The following is a 19,208-nucleotide window of genomic DNA, read 5'->3' on the forward strand; positions in this document are numbered from 1 at the left end:
CCCAGGCAAGCATGCACGGTCAAAATCGCAAGTTATCAAATAAAAAAGGGCTAATCCTTTTGAAAACGGATTAGCCCTTTTTAAGTATGAGATTTATATTTCATTTACGTTTAAATGAATGCTTTTAATCATCATTCATTTAAAAATTTCTGTACTTCTTCTTTATTTTTGGCTTTATCGATTTCTAGTGCGCTGCCATCCATTGGTGACTGGATATCTTGATAAGTGTTTGATACAGGTAAAGTGATAGACTCTACTTTTTTATCACCACGTATTCCAAAATTCAAACCAGTTTGGATGAGCGCAGAATCTGGCATATTCGTATTTAAATAACCTCTTAAAATACCTGCAACTCTAGGTAATTTAGGTAGCGTGTCTAAACTAGCCAATTCTTGTTTAAGTGATTGCATGACTTGTTGCTGACGTCTTACACGCCCGAAATCGCCTTCTTCATCATGTCTGAATCTAGCATAACCTAATAATTCTTTACCATTTAATCGATGATGACCTTTTTTAAGCGATACACCTATATTTTTAGACATATCTTTTTCAACATCAATCGGTACACCATTAGGTTCCAGTTCATCAATCATTTTTTCAAAACCGGTAAAATCAAGTATTGCATAATACTCAGGGTCTATACCTAAGTTTTTCTTTAATGTTTGTCGTAATAATTCAGGTCCACCGATAGAATAAGCTGAATTAATTTTATGTTGCCCATTGCCAGGTATATCTGCATAAATATCTCGCATTACAGACATCATCTTCATCTTTTTATGAATATAATCATATTGTGCAATCATAATTGAGTCGGTTCTAGAAATACCACCTTGCTCTTTATCTGCACCTAAGACCATAATCGTAATTTTTCCATCATTTTTTTTAGCACCATTAAATTTATGTTGCTTGAGCGTTTTGCCATGATCTTTTGCGTATTCAATACCTGATTTATAACCATGAACAGAATAACCAACTATAATGGCTAAAATAATTACAATGATTAAAATTACAATCGGAAATTTTTTTAATTTCTTCTTTTTTGTCCTACGCATCGTCGGTTGTTCTTCTGTGTTTGCACTTTCTTTACTACTGTGTTTGTGTTCATTCATATGTAATCAACCTTATATCTTCAAAATTGCACTGCTATGTACTATAATTAACATATATTAAAGTTATATAAAAACTGAATAAAAATCAAGTGATATCTTAATATATGGTACTAAGGTCTAATATGGAAAGGATGTTAAACATGAATATAAACAAGGCATACTTCGCTGGAGGTTGCTTTTGGTGTATGGTCAAGCCTTTCGACACATTTGAAGGTATTGAGAAAGTGACTTCTGGTTACATGGGAGGTCATACAGATAATCCGTCGTATGAAGAAGTTAAAACGGGTAACACCGGGCATTACGAAACAGTTGAAATAGAGTATGATGTCGCTCTATTTTCCTACAATAAATTATTAGAAATATTCTTTTCTGTAATAGATCCAACTGATGAAGGTGGACAATTTCAAGATAGAGGGTCACAATATAAGACAGCAATTTTTTATACAAATGAAGACCAAAAAGCGGTGGCTGAAGATTATGTAGAACAATTAAAACAAAGTATAGATAAAGAAAAAGCTATTGCTACAAAAATATTACCCGCTTCTACATTTTATGAAGCTGAAAAAGAGCATCAAAATTTTTATAAGAAAAACCCTGAACGATATGCTCAAGAACAGCAAGAACGTCAAAAATATAAGTAAGCACATAAAAAAACCGGTGCCTTTTGCATCCGGTTTTTATTTATTACTCAAACTTCAAAATAACTTATTGTCGTTTCATTTCTAAAGGTATTTTATTCTTTTTCTCAACCTTTTTACCATTATATAAATTCATTATTGTTTTAATACTTTCTTCTCCCATCAAATTAGGTTGTTGCGCAACTGTAGCAAACAACTTACCCTTTTCAACAGATTTTATCGCATCTTCATTACCATCAAAACCAACGACTTTAATATCCTTATTTCCTATCGCTTCTACTGCCCCTAAAGCCATTTCATCATTTTGAGCAAAAATAGCTTTGATATCAGGATGAGCTTGAATAATATTTTGTGTTACATTTAAACCTTCTGTTCTATTAAACTTAGCGCTTTGTTTGGAAACTACATCAAGTGATTTATCTGCGACGTTATGGAAACCTTTACCACGTTCACGTGTAGCACTGGCACCAGGAACGCCCTCAAGTTCCGCTACTTTCGCATCTTCACCTAATTCATCGACAATGAGTTCGCCACCCATTTCACCGCCTTTGATATTATCGGAAGCAATAAATGATGCAACATCCCCTTTAGCTACATCTCGGTCTAATGTAATAACTGGTATTGCCTCATCATTCGCGATTTGGATACTACCTGATATCGCATCAGAATCTGTTGGATTTACAATCAGGTAATCCACTTTTTGTTGTATTAAATCATCAATATCATTAGCTTGTTTCGCTGCATCATCTTGAGCATCTGCAAACTTAACTTTGACACCTTGTTTCTTTGCCTCTTTCTCAATGCCATCTTTAATTTTCACAAAGAAAGGGTTATTTAAGGTAGAAATACTCACACCAATAACAACATCAGATTTTTTCTTATCTACTTTACCATTATCATTTTTTTCTATAGGTGATTCTAGAGAACAACCTGCTAAAAATAATAAAATAGTTATTGTAGTTATAAAAAGTTTTTTCAATATCAACACCTCCAATTATTTATTTTTTCTATCTATCAGTACTGCAATGATAATAACGACACCTTTTACCACTTGTTGGTAAAATGAAGATACACCTAGTAAATTCAAACCATTGTTCAAAACACCAATAATTAACACACCAATTAATGTTCCAACAATACGACCTTTACCACCAGTTAAAGAAGTTCCTCCTAGTACAACTGCTGCAATGGCATCCAATTCATAGGACATCCCTGCTGTTGGTTGTGCTGAATTTAAACGTGAAGTTAAAATTGATCCTGCCATAGCTGACATTAAGCCGGCTAAACTATAAATCATTATTTTGATTTTATTAACTTTAATTCCTGAAATAAATGCTGCTTTTTCATTACCACCCATAGCATAAGTCTGTCTACCAAATACGGTTTTATGTAGCACAATATATAATATGATAAATGTAATAAACATTGTGACAGCTGGTACTGGAATACCTAAAAAATAGCCTCTACCAAATAATTGAAATGCATAACTACCATTTAAATTTGTAATGGGATTTCCATCTGTAATGACAAGCGTTAGTCCCCTGAATACAGTCATTGTAGCTAGTGTTGCAATGAAAGGTGCCATTTTACCTATCGTGATGAGTAAGCCGTTCACAGCTCCCAAAATCGCACCAAATATACAACCCATGAATAAAGCTACAATAGAATCCATACCTGAAACCATTAAAATCGCTACAAAAGCACTAGATAACGCTAACGTTGAACCTACTGATAAATCAATGCCTCCAGTCAATATTACGAAAGTCATGCCAAATGCAATCAAACCATTAATAGAAACTTGTCTTAATAAATTAAATAAGTTAGAAGGTTCTAAAAAAGCACTATTTAATATACTAATAATAACAACTAATAGTATTAACCCAATAAAAGGTATAATTTTTTCCAAATACGAATAAGAAAATGATAATTTAGACTGTTTCATTTAATTTTCCTCCTGTAGCTAAAGTCATAATACGTTCTTCTGTGATAGCTGAACCCTCTAATATTCCTGCAATGGACCCTTCATGTACAACCGCAACTCTATCACTCATACCTATAATCTCTGGTAGTTCTGATGAAATCATAATAATAGACATACCTCGGTCAGTTAATTCATGCATCAATTGGTATATCTCACGTTTAGCACCTACATCAATGCCTCGTGTTGGTTCATCTAGTATTAACACGTGTGGTGCAGTCGCAATCCATTTAGCTAAAACTACTTTCTGTTGATTACCACCTGATAAATTGCCACAAGTATCTCCTATTTTGCCTTTAATATTTAAACGCTGAACCATTTGTTCTGAATATTGTTCCATAGCATGTTGTGTTAAAAAACCAGAACTTGAAAAACTTTTCAAAGCAGGTAATGTAATGTTTTCTAAAATTGAATCCTGTAAAACTAAACCTTCTTCTTTTCTATTTTCAGTGATAAAAGCCAGACCTTGTGAAATGGATTGGTTAGGATTTTGAATCTGTAATTGCTTATTGTTAAGTTTCACCGATTTATTCCCTTTATCTAAGCCAAAAAGTACTCTCATAATTTCTGAACGACCGGCACCCATCAAACCACTAAAACCAAGTATTTCGCCTTTATGTAAATCAAAATGAATATGTTTTAAATGATGTTCAGCCGAATCCAAATTTTCAACAGAAAGCACAACATCACCTTGACGATATTGTCTAACAGGGTATTGATTATCTAAATCTCTACCAATCATAGATTTTACTATCTCAGCATGCGTCGTATTTTGAGTTTCTTTAGTTAATATCGAACGACCATCCCTCATTACTGTAATACGATCTGAGATTGCAAAAATTTCTTCCATTCTATGCGATATATATATAAAAGAAACGCCTTCTTTTTTTAAATTTTTGATTTGTTCAAACAACGTATTTATTTCGTTATTTGTCAGGGCTGCAGTAGGCTCATCCATGATAATGATTTTCGATTTTTCCATTAATGCTTTACTGATTTCGAGCATCTGTTGCATGCCGACTGATAAAGTACCTGCCATGCGGTTTAAATCGATATCAATATTTAATTTTTTGAAAATAGCCAAAGCACGTTGTTTCATTTTTTTATTATCAACAATGCCAAAAACTTTTGTTTCTTCTTTTCCTAAAAATAAATTTTCAAGCACGGTAAGATTTGGCCAAATATTTAATTCTTGCTGTATAAATGACACACCGTTTTGTTCAGCATCCATCGTATTTTTAAAATGAATAGGTTGACCGTTTTCTAACACATTACCGCTATCAGCGTTATATACACCTGTTAATATTTTCATGAGCGTACTCTTACCTGCACCATTTTCACCCATTAAGGCATGTATTTCTGCATCATTGATTTCAAAATCAACACCTCTTAAGACATCATTTTGACCAAATGATTTATGAATTTGATTCATCGTTATCATATTTTTCACCCCTTAAAATAAAACACCGCTTGATAAAATTGCATTTGCGTAAGGTGTCGCTTCACCTGTTCTTATAATTGCTTTAACATCCTTACTATACATTTTTAAATCTTCATGGGATTCCGTGACCATATCAATATTTTCAGCTAATAATTTCACATATAACTCACTATTTTGTTTGATCATTTCATTTGCAATAGTAAGCTGTTCAATTTTCATATGTGCTTTAACTAAATTAAATACTTCTTCAAATGAAGGGTGTCCAAAAGTTAATGCTAAATCTATTTTTTTAACACCATCTGGTACTGGTAATCCACAATCAGCAATGATAATTTTATCTGTATGCCCTAAATTACTTAATACCTTAGAAATTTCGCTGTTTAAAATACCTGTTTTATACATTTAAATCCCCTTTCGTTAAATCATATTTTATGTAACCCGTTACATATTATTACTCAAATCTAATACTACCTCTGCGTTTAGTAGATAACTTTAACGTATGATCTTGTTGATTCACTACACAGTTTTTATTTAATTTCAATAAAATTGATACCGCTTGTTGTCCTAAAAAATACGCGGACTGATCAATAGTTGCAATTTGAGGAAATGTCATTGCAGAAAAAGGTATATTGTCATAACCCACAATTTGAATCTCTTCAGGAACTTTCAATTGAAATTGCTGAATAAGTCCCATTGTTTCAATTGCAAGTACATCATTGCTACATATAATACTATCAATATGTAAATCTTTAACTAATGAAATAAATGCACTTTTATTTTTTAAAGTCTCGGCTGAACAATCGTAATAACTTACATCATAATTGTTCAATTCTTGTTTAATGCCATCTATTCTCAATTTAAATGCACCAATATTCAAATCTAAATGAAGAATCAAAATATTTTTTGGCTTACCTTCTAACACAAGCCGAGCTTGTAATTGTCCGCCTTCAAAATGATTCATAGAAATACCATTACCTTCATCTTTAACACGATCTACAAATACATAATGAATACCTTGTGATACTAATAACTTTTCGATTTGATCATCAGCAAATGCTGTAGCAATCACGCCTACACAATTATAAGCATTGAAAGTAGATAGATAATTTTTAGCCTTATCAACATCGTTGTCACTATTGCCAATTAAAACTTGAAAACCATGCGCAAGCGCTATATCTTCAACACCTCTCGCTATCAATGTAAAAAAAGGATTACTGATATCTGGCAATAATAAACCAATCATTTTTGACTTACGTTTATATAATGTACGTGCTGCTTCATTAGGTTGATAGTTAAGCTCATGAATCGCACGTTCAATTTGTGTTTTTGTTTGAGCTTTTACATATCCATTATTATTGATAACTCTAGATACCGTTGCTACAGAACAACCCGCTAATTTAGCTACCTCTTTTATTGTTACTATAAAAATCACCTCTATTTTTGTAACCGTTTTCATATTATCATAATAATTTATATTTTGGTAGTTTATTTGAAATTTTAATTTTTATATTACTTTATATTCCATGTTTTTATTAATTTATTTATATAGCACAAAAGCGTTGGTTTATACTAATCGGACCAAAAATATAAATATCTTACCATTTTATAAACTATTGCGCTATTAGTTATATTAAATAAAGACGTACTCGAACCTTCATTTACTTTAATTAAGTGATAATTTCATCATTTTCTTGAAAACCGCAATTCTTTCACCTCATATAAATTCAAATAAAAAAAGACTCATCCTGTTAATTCGGATAAGTCCTTAAAGTTGATAATGAACATTATGTCCACGTTCATTAATATCTATTCTATAGTAGATATTTGATCTATATTTTCTATTGCCGTCACTTTTTCATTTGAATCAAAATATACTTTAACAGAAAAATGATTAGATGGATTATCATCATATATTATCGTGCGATTATGACTATTAAATGTTCTTTGACCATGTACTTGAGCAAATGATTCAACAGTAACATTATCAGGAACAACAAAAATTCGTTGAACTTTATCATTTTTAAACAAAACTGCAATGTTACCATATTTATGTGCTTTCACATTAGCAATTTGTATTATATTTTCACTATCACCAAAATATGTTTCAACTTTACGCTTGTGCATACCTATTGAAATATGCATATAATGATTTCTTACATCACTATTCATGAAATTTTCACTGAATTGTTGCGATAATACATTAATCTTAGGTATTTTATACTTTGGATTTTTTTCCTTTTTAAACTTTTCATTTTGAGCAGATTGGTTCGAACCTTTGTAATTTGTGTGTATGGTATCATATAACGACTTAATTGATAACGTTAACGCAACTAAAAGTATTATTAATACCAAACAAACGATAACTTTTTTCATTTTTTCACCCCATTGCGCACACTGCAAGCATTAATATTTACATGTTACTACATAATCTTAAAATATTGAATGTATTTTAATAATATAACAAATGATAATAATTCAAATTGCAAATATTAACTTTAATCCGATGTAAAAATACATTTAAGTTTCAAAATGAAATTAACTATATAAAATGTCAATTTTTATTCACATGAGATGATATTATAGTATTGAAAGCGTTTTCTATTGATGATATATTATATTTACACCTTGGACAAAGGGGTAACTAGAAATTCATAAATATAGTTAGAGTCAAAATGATATTTAGAAAGTATATAGTTAGTTTATTAAAAAGTAGTTAATAACTTCTCCGGCATTGACTACAAAAACCATTAAAAGCTATAACTCCAAAAAACAACCAACAATCATTAACGGGATTGTTGGTTGTTTTTTATTATTTTTTTCTAATTACGCGCATGACTTTTGTCATACTTACCCATAATGAATTTCCTTTACGATATACTAAAAATCTTGGTTGCCAGTTGGGATTGAACTTTTCTTTATAACGTCTTAAACCTTGAAATCTATATAAGCCATTGAAATGCTCAAATATTCTACCAGCAAGTCTTTCTCTGTAAAATGAAAACGGTACTTTACCTACATTAGACAGTGTGGCCATGCCCATATTAAAGTATTGATAATGATTTGCTTTAGCCCATAATAGCATATGCAGATATAAACTATCCATCAGTGGTAAGGAAGCATCTGATTTCCAACGAATTAAATCAATAGATAATGTCGAATTGTCATTCACAGGCATAAATGTACAAAAACCAATAATAACTTTTTCTTTATCTCTAATGACTCCAATCGGCGCCTGTGATATATAATGTTCACTAAAATTTCCTACTGAAAATTGCATTTCTGTAGAGCCTGATAACCAATCATCACTTATTTGTTTCAATTCATCAAATATGTTTTGTGAAAAAGGCGGTTCTAACATCTCAAAATTACAACCCAAATCTTCTAGTTTGTTCAAGGTAGCACGCAAACCGCGCTTCTTTTTTCCTGAAGTAGTGAAAGTTGATAAATCAATAATGGCTTCTTCACCTAATTTAAAAAATTGATTTCCAAAATCATGGTAAATTGACATATATTTGTCAGTTACTTGATAAAAAATAATATCGTAACCTAAATAGTGTGCTTCATTATAAAATGTTTCAAGCAACTCATGGAACGATGCACTATTTCCGATAGGATCACCCAAAACAATATATGCATTTCGTTTATAACGATACATCACAAATGCGTCTTGCTGTTCATTAAAGAAAAACTTCTTATCGCCACTATAAATTAGATGACTTAAATAATTCCCGCCAAATTTTTGAATGATTGTTTCACATTGCTCTAGATTGTGATCACTGCCTGCAGATTTAAATCTTGCTTCAAACCACCACACAATAACACTTACTATAATAACTACCGTAATAATTGTGAACCAAAAATAATATCTTAAAAGAGAGGTATCTACTTCTAAATGATAAATATCTAAAGTATAAAATGTATTCTTTATAAACACATGGTTTATGAACAACACTAGTGCGCCTATGATTACACTAGACAATAGTTTCGTATATCTAAATGGACGCTTTATGACGCGTGCACTTCTATAAAATAAAACAAGCATTACGAACATAGTTATTAACCAACTCAAAAGAATCAAAGAAGGATAAGTATAAACTGTGACGCTAAATATAATGATGATTGAACAGATAGCGAACAAAAGTGCTCTCTTAGATAAATGATATACACCAATCACATTTAACAATAATAATAAACATGCACTAGTATGGATAGACGCTATAATATAATAAAACGCATGATTGTTACTATATAGCCCATCATAAATAATTGTAATGTTATTAAAGAAAAATAAAATACTCGTAAATAAAAGTAATAATGCAATGGAAAACGCTGGAATTCTTGTTAAAATATCTTTTTGATAAGATGCTAGAAGTGATGACATATCTTTGACAGGTATCATAATTTTAGAGTCATCCCAATAACGTTTTGCAGTATTTCTGAATTCAAATGTTGAGAGAATAAGTGCAATTAAAACAGGAAATAGGTAATAAGCTAACCTGTAGAGTAATAAAGCTAAAACAATTTTCTCTTCTGGAATGTTTAAACTTTTCAATCCTAGTAATAGTACCAAATCAAATGTTCCAAATCCTCCAGGAATGAAACTCATTAACCCAGATAAAGCGCCAATGATAAATATCCCCATGAATACAGGAAAATGCACATGTATACCAACAATTAACAGTGCCATGTATAACACTAAAGCAGCAATCATCCATTCAATACTAGAAACAATGGTGCAATATATCCCAGTCAGTTTACTGTTTTTATTGACTGGTTTCCAAATTGTAAAGAAAATAAAGATCGGCAAAAATAATGCTACAATATACATTAACCATCTAACCCAAGGGAATGGACTAAATATATGCCTAACATCAAATACATGAAATACTACTAAAATAGAGAGCATACTCAAACCAGTCAACATAGAGATTAAAACAATAGAAATAGTGTGTAGTAATCCTTTTTTATCTTCCGTAGTATCTTTATATAATAAAAATCTTACGCTCGCTCCTATAAATCCTCCAAAACCCAATACTGCATTCAAAGCATTTACAATATATCCTATACGTACGGTTTTAACGAAAGAAATTTTCAAATGTAATACCTTAGCTAAAATTACATCATACATCGATAAAATCAATATAGCTAAGCCGCCACTCATAAACAACACAACCAACCATACACTATTAATATCTTTTAAAGAATGAATCGTTTCTTTTAAATTTATATTCGCTAATTCTTTATATAACGTAAAAGCAACTAATATAAATAACGAAAGTGCAAATATAACTTTCATTATTGTTAATATTTTATTTCCTAACTTCTTTGACATGTGTTCACATCACTTTTCTATATTCATATAATATTTAAAATATAGCACAATTTTTATTTTTAATAAATAATTCTTATACACGTTATATATTACAATATTGTTAGACTCTGTATACTTCGTTTAAAAGTTTACACATGGAATCATCTTATAAACAAAATAAAAATGAGCAGAACGGGAAGCTAATTCACTTAAAATGAATATTTCATCCCATCTTGTCAATCATAAAAGAGATTGGAACATAAATCCCCATTCTCAAAATAAGAGGGCCAATCCTTAATATGGATTGGTCCTCTTTATATTTAAAATACTACGATTTTGATCGTGCATGCTTGCCTGGGGATATGGCTCGAGCCTGTAGTCTCTCGCTCATATCATTTCCCCGGACGTCCGCACGTTACAAAATCGCTATGAGTGATGTGTTTTAAAACAATGGAAAAATTTTCGTATTTATTATTTAAAGAAGTAACTGTTTTATAATATTAAAAAACATGATTTAACATATACAACTGCTAGAAATTTATAATTTTAATTTCACCAAATGATATAACTTAATATGATTACACATGATGGATGAGTCCATTTTAAATAAAAATCTTACGATTTTGATTGTGCATGCTTGCCTGGGATATGGCTCGAGCCTGTAGTCTCTCGCTCATATCATTTCCCGGGCGTCCGCACGTTACAAAATCGCTATAAGTGATATGTCACGACATGTGAATGAACTCGTTGAAACAACCCCTAAAAATGTATTCGGTTAAGAAAGTAAACACGTCAAAAGAGAACTTGGCTTTGTATTGATGGCACTTAATATAAGAAAAGTAATAGCTCAACAAGCTATCAATAGTCAAAACAATAATGAAAAAGACAATTTCTATATTATTTCAATAGAAATTGCCTTTTTTTACTTGACCAAGAACCTTATGTCTCAGCCTTATAATACATTGTTTAAATTTTAAATCAACGAATTTCTTCATCAGAAGTAATTTCATATTCCCCTGCATCATCACCATAATATTTATTATAACGACGTTTGTACATGGTAAATAAATGCGAAACTAATACTTTCAATATCGCATATGCAGGAATACCTAAAATAACACCGACAACACCTAATAAATTACCTGCACTTAGTAAGATGAATATAATTGTCAATGGATGAATTTTCAATGTTTTACCCATGATATTCGGAGAAATGAAATGCCCTTCAATAAATTGAACAGCTGTCCAAACAACCACTAACTTCAGCAACATAATCGGTGAAGTAATTAAAGCAATTATAATAGCTGGTGAAATCGCAATCGTCGGACCAATATATGGAACAACACTTGTGACTGCAGCGATTGAAGCTAAAATTAAACTGTAGTCTAAACCGATGATACTATACCCAATAAATAATAATATACCAATACAGAACGATACGATAATTTGTCCTTGGATATAAGAACCAACTTGTAGACTCATTTTATCTAATAAATCATGAAAATCTTTTCTAAATTTAGGCGGCATCAAATTTGTTGAAAATTCTTTGAAGCGGTGCCCGTCTTTTAACATAAAGAATAAAACAAATGGTGTTGTAGCAATCACAACGCCAACATTTACTAAAGCTTCAGCAAAATTTTTAACTTTAGAACCAAAACCATTAAAATAATCACTCACCATTGAAGGTAATTTTTTCGCCAATGAATCTAATTGATCTTGAATTTGTCCATAAAAATTAGAAATTAAAGAGTATTTCGTTACACTATCTATAAATTTATTAACCTTATCTACATAGTATGGGAAGTTATTTCCAAAACTTTTAAACTGAGCGCCAATCACAGGTATTAATAAATTAATAGCTAACGCAATCACACCAATAATGACTAAGAATAATATAATCACACCCCAAAGTCTTGATATATTATATCGTTCCATCAAGTTAACTAATGGGTTAAATAAATAATATAATATAATCGATACAATGATCGGTGCTACAATTGTATTAAAAACAATTATAAATGGTTTAAAAATATAAGAAACTTGATCAAATATAAAAATAGCACAGCCAATAAATATCAATATAAGCAAAGCAAAAACTAAATCTTTGCCTCCTAAAAACTTCATAAACCGCGTTTCGGGGAAACTTAATTTTAACTTACTTTTCTTAGATTCTGTTTCTTGCTTTAAATTATCTTCATTTGACATAACATCACCAAACCTTATTTTTCAAAATATATTGGTCTTTTAGTGCATAATAAAAAAATTATGCACTTTTGTGACACAATACATAACGTTTAATATTTAAAATAACTAATGTTAATCATAACACAATGACCATTTCCCAAACATATATTTTGCCATGTTTTATTAAAAATTAACTAAACACCCATAATTCATAATAACAACTACGAATAAAAAATGTATTGATAGTATATAAATATTATGGACTAAAGCATTACAGTGTATATTAAAAAGCAGTAATATAAAATCAAATGTTTAACATAACTTTATATTACTGCCTATATATAAATTAATATTAAAGAAAATATGATAATAAAGAAACATTTAAATCTTTACACTAATATTTAAACAAGATTATTTTTTCTTCATTCCCCAACTCTCAATACCGAACAAGTTGATTTCTAACTCTTCAGGTTTAAATACAGGCTTTTTGCCGGCTTTACGTTGACGTTGGTAATCATTCATAACTGCGAAAGCAATGTTAGATAAACCAATAATAGCTACTAAGTTGACAATCGCCATTAGACCCATAAATACATCTGCCGTACTCCATACCGTTTCAGTTTTCACAACTGCGCCAACGAAGACAAGTACAACAACTAAACATCTGAAAATAAATAATACAGTTTTATTTTCCCATAAAAATTCCATGTTCGATTGACCATAATAATAATTACCGATAACAGAAGAAAATGCAAATAAAGTAATCGCAATCGTTAAGAAAATACCACCTGCACTACCTAAATGTTCATTCAATGCAGATTGTGTAACTGCAACGCCTTGTGCTGCATTCTCTCCAAATTCCAATCCAGTATATAATAAAATCATTATCGCCGTTGCCGTACATACTAACATCGTATCAAAGAATACGCCTAATGATTGGATCAAACCTTGTTTAACTGGGTGTGGCGCAGCAGCTGTAGCAGCAGCATTTGGCGCAGAACCCATACCAGCTTCGTTTGAGAACAAACCACGTTTAATACCTTGAAGAACAGCTGCACCAACAGCGCCTCCAGTTGCTTGTTCAAATCCAAATGCATTTTTAACAATAGTTGCAATCATTGGTATGATTTGATCATAGTTGAATATTAATATTACAGCAACTAAACCTATATAAATAATTGCCATCACAGGCACAATTATAGAAGATAATGTTGCAATACTTCTTACGCCTCCAAATATAATAATAGCAGTAACAATAGCTAAGATTATACCAGTAACAATAGGGCTTACATTATATTGCGTTTTTAATGATTCAGCTATTGTGTTTGATTGTACTGTATTAAAAACAAATGCAAATGTCACTGTAATTAATACCGCAAAAACAACACCTAACCATTTTTGGTTGAGTCCTTTAGTTATGTAATAAGCTGGTCCACCACGATAACCACCTTCTTCATCAGGCACCTTATACACTTGCGCAAGCGTCGCTTCAATAAATGCACTGGCTGCTCCGATAAAAGCAATAATCCACATCCAGAATACTGCACCAGGGCCTCCTAACACAATTGCTGTCGCAACACCGGCAATATTACCAGTACCAACACGAGAACCTGCACTAATTGCAAATGCTTGGAATGGTGAAATCCCTTTTTTTCCATTTTCTAATGTTTCAGGTTTTTCACCAATTGCTCGAAACATTTCCGGTATCCATCTTAATTGTACGAACTTAGATCCAATGGTAAAAAATATACCTGCTGTAATTAAAAGTCCAATTAAGTATTGTGACCAGATTAAATCATTCCCGACTTGAACAAATGCTTTGAACCAATCCGGAATCAAACTATCAAAATTGCTCAATTTAATCCCTCTCATCTATACAAATTAATTTTCATAGTAAAATCAAGAGATTTATAGTTTCATTCATGTTTATAAACAAAATCCAATGCTTATGTAGACATGAAAATAAATGAATCGGTGAAGTACTTATCATCAAGCTTTGCACAGCACCTTTTCACATTACTATAAATCTCTTGCTTCATTTTTGTTACACCTTATAGGTATTTTATCATTATATTGTTGTATTTACTAACAAAATTTTAAAACTAGTGTTATTTAACGATCATATTAACAACTTCACCAAATTCTTTAACATCTACTACAAAGCTACCATTGGTATATTGTTCCGATAAATGAATATCTTTAATATTGCCGCTTTCTTCATGTTGTTTTGAATATACTGTATAAGTTGTATGATCCGGCTGAACAACGTTAGCTGCTACGATGCGATGCGGTATTTTTTTAAGCTCTTTTAATAATGTGATACCGCGTTGTGCACGTTTAGCATTTTGTAAAATATTAAATCTTATGCGTTTTAGTGAACCACGTTGAGTCGCCATCAAGATCGTGTTATTTTCATTAACGATTTGTGTTAACACAACATAGTCCTCACTTTTAAGGTTAATAGATTTAACACCAGCGGCTCTTAGTCCAGTATCTGATAACTCTTCACTACTGTATGTTAATGACATCCCTTTGTGTGTTAAAACAGTAATCGTTTGTGGTTCATCTAATCTCATTACATTGATCACTTCATCATTATCTTTTAGTTTCATAGAGACAAGTGGTTTATTGTATCTTGACGTTTTAAACATAGAGACATTACTTTTCTTAATCATGCCATTTCGCGTAGCTAAAATATAAAATACATCTGGTTTAAAATCACTTTCACAATAAACATCTATAACGTGCTCGCCTTCATCAATAGGCACAATCTGTGATACATGTTGTCCTAAATCTTTCCATTTAATCTCTGAAAGTTTATGAACTGGTATATAAAGATGTCTGCCTTTATTAGTGAATATTAATGCTGTATCTAATGTATTTACTTCTTGATATTTGAGCATTGTATCCCCATCTTTTACACCTAGCTCTTCTACACCACTGGCATTAAAGCTACGTAACGATGTTCGTTTTATATAACCATGTTTCGTAATACTCATAATCACATTTTCGCTTGGCACCATGACCTCTTTGTCAATTTTGATTTCACTGATTTCAGCTTCTATAGTAGATAAACGTTGTTGTTTATATTTATTTTTTATTTCTCCCAATTCTTCTTTGATAACATTTAACAAAGCATCATGGTTATCTAAAATATTTTTTAAATGTGCAATTTTAGCTTTTAATTCATCATGTTCTTCTTGTAATTGTACTATATCTGTATTTGTCAGACGATATAGTTGCAACGTAACAATAGCTTCAGCTTGTGCTTCTGTAAAATCAAACTCAGAAACCAAATTAACTTTAGCGTCTTTTTTATTTTTTGAATTTCTAATGAGTTTAATAACTTCATCTAAAATTGACAAAGCTTTCATTAGACCTTCTACAATATGCATTCTACTTTCTGCATTATCTAATTCAAAACGTGTACGTTTAGTAACTACATCAATCTGATGATTGAGATAACTGTCTATAAATTGACGAACACCCATAAGAAGTGGACGACCGTCACTGATTGCTACCATATTAAAATTATATGCAACTTGTAAGTCTGTGTTTTTATATAAAAAATTAGCAACCGCTTCGCTATTGACATCTTTCTTTAATTCAATGGCAATTCGCAGTCCTGTACGGTCTGTTTCGTCACGTACTTCTACAATACCATCTACTTTTTTATCTGCTCGCAGTTCATCCATCTTTTTAACAAGTGAACTTTTGTTAACTTCATAAGGTAATTCAGTAACGATGAGTTCTTTTCTACCATTTCTCAATTCTTCGACATCGACTTTAGAGCGAACAACAATTTTACCTTTTCCTGTTTCATAAGCTTTCTTAATACCATCAATCCCTTGAATAATACCACCTGTAGGAAAATCGGGACCTTTGATATACTTCATCAACTGACTAACAGTGATGTTTGGATTATCTATATACTTCAATGTTGCTTGAATAACTTCAGCAAGATTATGCGGAGGTATATCCGTAGCATAACCTGAAGATATACCTGTACTTCCATTGATTAACAAATGTGGCAGTCTAGCAGGTAATACCATTGGTTCCATTGTCGTATCATCGTAGTTAGGCATAAATGGTACAGTTTCTTTATTAATATCTCTTAATAACTCTTCTGAGATTCTGCTTAATTTCGCTTCAGTATAACGCATAGCAGCTGCTGGGTCGTTATCAATACTACCATTATTACCTTGCATTTCTATCAGCACATGTCGCAATTTCCAATCTTGACTCAAACGAACCATAGCATCATATACAGATAAATCACCATGAGGGTGATATTGTCCGATAACATCACCGACAGTTTTTGCACTTTTACGGAAATTTTTATCAAATGTATTACCACTAGAATACATAGCGTATAAAATACGTCTTTGAACAGGTTTAAGCCCATCACGAACATCTGGTAATGCACGCTCTTGAATGATGTATTTACTATATCTACCAAATCGGTCGCCAATAACATCTTCCAGCGACAAATCTTGAATTATTTCACTCAATTCATTTCCTCCTCATTAGAATAATCCTGCTCTAGTATTTGAATTTCATTGTTATCCAGAATGCTTTGATCTTCTTGAAGACCAAATTCAACATGTTTTTCAATCCATTCACGTCTAGGAGCTACTTTGTCTCCCATTAAAGTTGTTACGCGTTTCGATGAACGTAATTCATCATCAACTTGTACTCGAATCAGCGTTCTTGTATCTGGGTTCATTGTTGTTTCCCATAATTGATCAGCGTTCATTTCCCCTAAACCTTTATAACGCTGCAAACTAAATCCTTTACCTAATTTCTTTTGTAGTTTTTCTAATTCTTCATCTGTCCATGCATATTCTATTTTTTTAGAAGCACCCTTACCTTTTTCCAGTTTATACAATGGAGGTAATGCTATAAATACTCTACCTGCTTCTACTAAAGGTTTCATATATTTAAAGAAGAATGTTAATAAAAGCACTTGAATATGTGCGCCATCCGTATCCGCATCTGTCATTATAATTACACGATTGTAATTGCTATCTTCTAATTTAAATTCATTACCTACACCAGCACCTATTGTGTGGATAATCGTATTAATCTCTTCATTTTTAAAAATATCTTCTAAGCGTGCTTTTTCAGTGTTTATAACTTTACCTCTTAACGGTAAAATTGCTTGATATTTCCGGTCACGCCCCAATTTTGCAGAACCACCAGCTGAATCACCCTCAACTAAATATAATTCTTTTTTCTCTGTATTCTTACTTTGCGCAGGTGTTAACTTTCCGGATAATAATGTATCTTTTCGCTTGTTTTTCTTACCTGATCGCGCATCTTCTCTTGCTTTACGTGCTGCTTCTCTTGCTTGTTGGGCTTTTAATGCTTTTTTAACGAGGGTTTTTGACAATTGTCCTTTTTCTTCTAAATAATAAGGTAATTTTTCAGATACAACTGAATCTACTGCACTTCTGGCTTCAGGTGTACCTAATTTAGACTTAGTTTGTCCTTCGAATTGTAATAATTCCTCAGGTATACGAATTGAAATAATCGCAGTCAAACCTTCTCTTATATCATTACCATCTAGGTTCTTATCTTTTTCTTTTAATTCATTAATACGTCTAGCATAATCATTAAACACTCTCGTCATTGCTGTTTTAAAGCCAACTTCATGAGTGCCGCCATCTTTAGTACGCACATTATTGACAAAACTCAAGATGCTTTCCGAATATTGATCATTATACTGAAATGCAACCTCTACTTCTATATCATTAGCAGTGCCAGCAAAGTTTGCTACATCGTGTAACACTTCTTTACCTTCATTTACATAACTCACAAATTCTTTTATACCATCTTCATAGTGGAAAACATCTTCTCTTTCTTTGCCAGCTCTCAAATCTTTAAGTGTAATTCTAAGATTTTTAAGCAAAAATGCTGATTCTTGTAAACGTTCGCTCAACACATCATAGTTAAAAGATGTTGCTGATTTGAAAATTTCAGCATCTGGTTTAAAGGTAACTTTAGTACCTGTTTTTCTAGTTTTACCTAATTTTTCTAATCCAGTAGCTGGTACACCACCATGACTAAATAGTTGTTTATAGATAGCACCATCTCTGTATATTTCTACTTCTAACCATTCACTTAATGCATTTACAACTGATGCACCTACACCGTGTAGACCACCTGAAGTTTTATATCCACCTTGTCCAAATTTACCGCCTGCATGAAGTACTGTAAATATTACTTGAACAGTAGGTTTACCCGATGTATGAATTCCGGTTGGCATCCCACGTCCATCATCTTCTATAGTAATACTTTCGTCCTTATTTATTGTAACTAATATTTCATTACCAAAACCGTTTAATACTTCATCGACGGAATTATCGACAACTTCATACACTAAATGATGTAATCCTCTTTTATCGGTAGAACCAATATACATACCAGGTCTTTTTCTTACTGCTTCTAGCCCTTCTAAAACCTGAATGGAATCATCCGAATATTTATTTTGTTTGTTCATTGCCAATCGTTTCGCCCTCCTACAAACGTACGTTCGTTTTTAAAA

The 19,208-nt window shown here is 31.7% G+C and carries 13 protein-coding genes and 1 pseudogene; 2 read left to right on the forward strand and 12 right to left on the reverse strand.

Annotation, left to right across the window (positions count from 1 at the left end; all coding sequences use genetic code 11):
* Window positions 1–131: 131 nt before the first annotated feature.
* The gene (locus tag KA926_RS03475) at window positions 132–1,109 is read right to left on the reverse strand and encodes an LCP family protein (protein ID WP_107384580.1); all 978 of its coding nucleotides are present in this window, start codon (window positions 1,107–1,109) and stop codon (window positions 132–134) included.
* Window positions 1,110–1,249: 140 nt separating this feature from the next.
* Here KA926_RS03475 and msrA point away from each other — a divergent pair, with 140 nt between their 5' ends.
* Window positions 1,250–1,750 (forward strand): peptide-methionine (S)-S-oxide reductase MsrA, encoded by a 501-nt coding sequence (gene msrA / locus KA926_RS03480; protein WP_210143617.1) that lies wholly within the window; start codon window positions 1,250–1,252, stop codon window positions 1,748–1,750.
* 64 nt (window positions 1,751–1,814) lie between these two features.
* Here msrA and KA926_RS03485 read toward each other — a convergent pair whose 3' ends face one another.
* The 7 genes from KA926_RS03485 to mprF form a co-directional block, all read right to left on the reverse strand.
* Window positions 1,815–2,726 carry a D-ribose ABC transporter substrate-binding protein gene (locus KA926_RS03485; protein WP_210143618.1) on the reverse strand — a complete coding sequence of 304 codons (912 nt, stop codon included), beginning with the start codon at window positions 2,724–2,726 and terminating at the stop codon, window positions 1,815–1,817.
* A gap of 15 nt (window positions 2,727–2,741) precedes the next feature.
* Window positions 2,742–3,689, reverse strand: coding sequence for an ABC transporter permease subunit (locus KA926_RS03490; protein ID WP_107386069.1), 948 nt, complete (start codon window positions 3,687–3,689; stop codon window positions 2,742–2,744).
* Window positions 3,676–5,166, reverse strand: a complete 1,491-nt coding sequence (locus KA926_RS03495; RefSeq protein WP_210143619.1) for a sugar ABC transporter ATP-binding protein — start codon at window positions 5,164–5,166, stop codon at window positions 3,676–3,678. Before KA926_RS03495 ends, KA926_RS03490 begins: the two co-directional genes overlap by 14 nt.
* A gap of 12 nt (window positions 5,167–5,178) precedes the next feature.
* On the reverse strand, window positions 5,179–5,568 hold the full coding sequence (gene rbsD / locus KA926_RS03500) for a D-ribose pyranase (RefSeq protein WP_210143620.1): 390 nt from the start codon (window positions 5,566–5,568) through the stop codon (window positions 5,179–5,181).
* Between the two features lie 49 nt (window positions 5,569–5,617).
* Window positions 5,618–6,622: a LacI family DNA-binding transcriptional regulator gene (locus tag KA926_RS03505; RefSeq protein ID WP_210143621.1), complete on the reverse strand. Its 1,005-nt coding sequence runs from the start codon at window positions 6,620–6,622 to the stop codon at window positions 5,618–5,620.
* A gap of 350 nt (window positions 6,623–6,972) precedes the next feature.
* Entirely contained in the window at window positions 6,973–7,539 is a 567-nt protein-coding gene (locus KA926_RS03510) for a hypothetical protein (RefSeq protein WP_210143622.1), read from the reverse strand.
* Between the two features lie 436 nt (window positions 7,540–7,975).
* Window positions 7,976–10,498, reverse strand: a complete 2,523-nt coding sequence (gene mprF / locus KA926_RS03515) for a bifunctional lysylphosphatidylglycerol flippase/synthetase MprF (protein ID WP_210143623.1) — start codon at window positions 10,496–10,498, stop codon at window positions 7,976–7,978.
* 773 nt (window positions 10,499–11,271) lie between these two features.
* Between mprF and KA926_RS03520 the strand changes: the two are divergent.
* Window positions 11,272–11,454 (forward strand): annotated as a pseudogene (locus tag KA926_RS03520) (IS5/IS1182 family transposase); the annotation flags it as partial.
* A gap of 1 nt (window position 11,455) precedes the next feature.
* On the opposite strand, the gene KA926_RS03525 reads toward KA926_RS03520, so the two are convergent.
* The 4 genes from KA926_RS03525 to parE all read right to left on the reverse strand — a co-directional run bounded on the left by KA926_RS03525 (window position 11,456) and on the right by parE (window position 19,163).
* Window positions 11,456–12,682 (reverse strand): AI-2E family transporter, encoded by a 1,227-nt coding sequence (locus KA926_RS03525; RefSeq protein ID WP_107384981.1) that lies wholly within the window; start codon window positions 12,680–12,682, stop codon window positions 11,456–11,458.
* 390 nt (window positions 12,683–13,072) lie between these two features.
* Window positions 13,073–14,518 (reverse strand): glutamine transporter AlsT, encoded by a 1,446-nt coding sequence (gene alsT / locus KA926_RS03530; protein WP_107386597.1) that lies wholly within the window; start codon window positions 14,516–14,518, stop codon window positions 13,073–13,075.
* 251 nt (window positions 14,519–14,769) lie between these two features.
* Complete coding sequence (gene parC / locus KA926_RS03535; protein WP_210143624.1) at window positions 14,770–17,172, reverse strand: DNA topoisomerase IV subunit A; 2,403 nt, start codon at window positions 17,170–17,172, stop codon at window positions 14,770–14,772.
* Complete coding sequence (gene parE, locus KA926_RS03540) at window positions 17,169–19,163, reverse strand: DNA topoisomerase IV subunit B (RefSeq protein ID WP_210143650.1); 1,995 nt, start codon at window positions 19,161–19,163, stop codon at window positions 17,169–17,171. The genes parC and parE overlap by 4 nt, the downstream gene beginning before the upstream one ends.
* Window positions 19,164–19,208: the final 45 nt, after the last annotated feature.

Origin of the sequence: Staphylococcus sp. GDY8P94P (assembly GCF_017892255.1) — a bacterium.
Classification (GTDB): Bacteria; Bacillota; Bacilli; order Staphylococcales; family Staphylococcaceae; genus Staphylococcus; species Staphylococcus cohnii.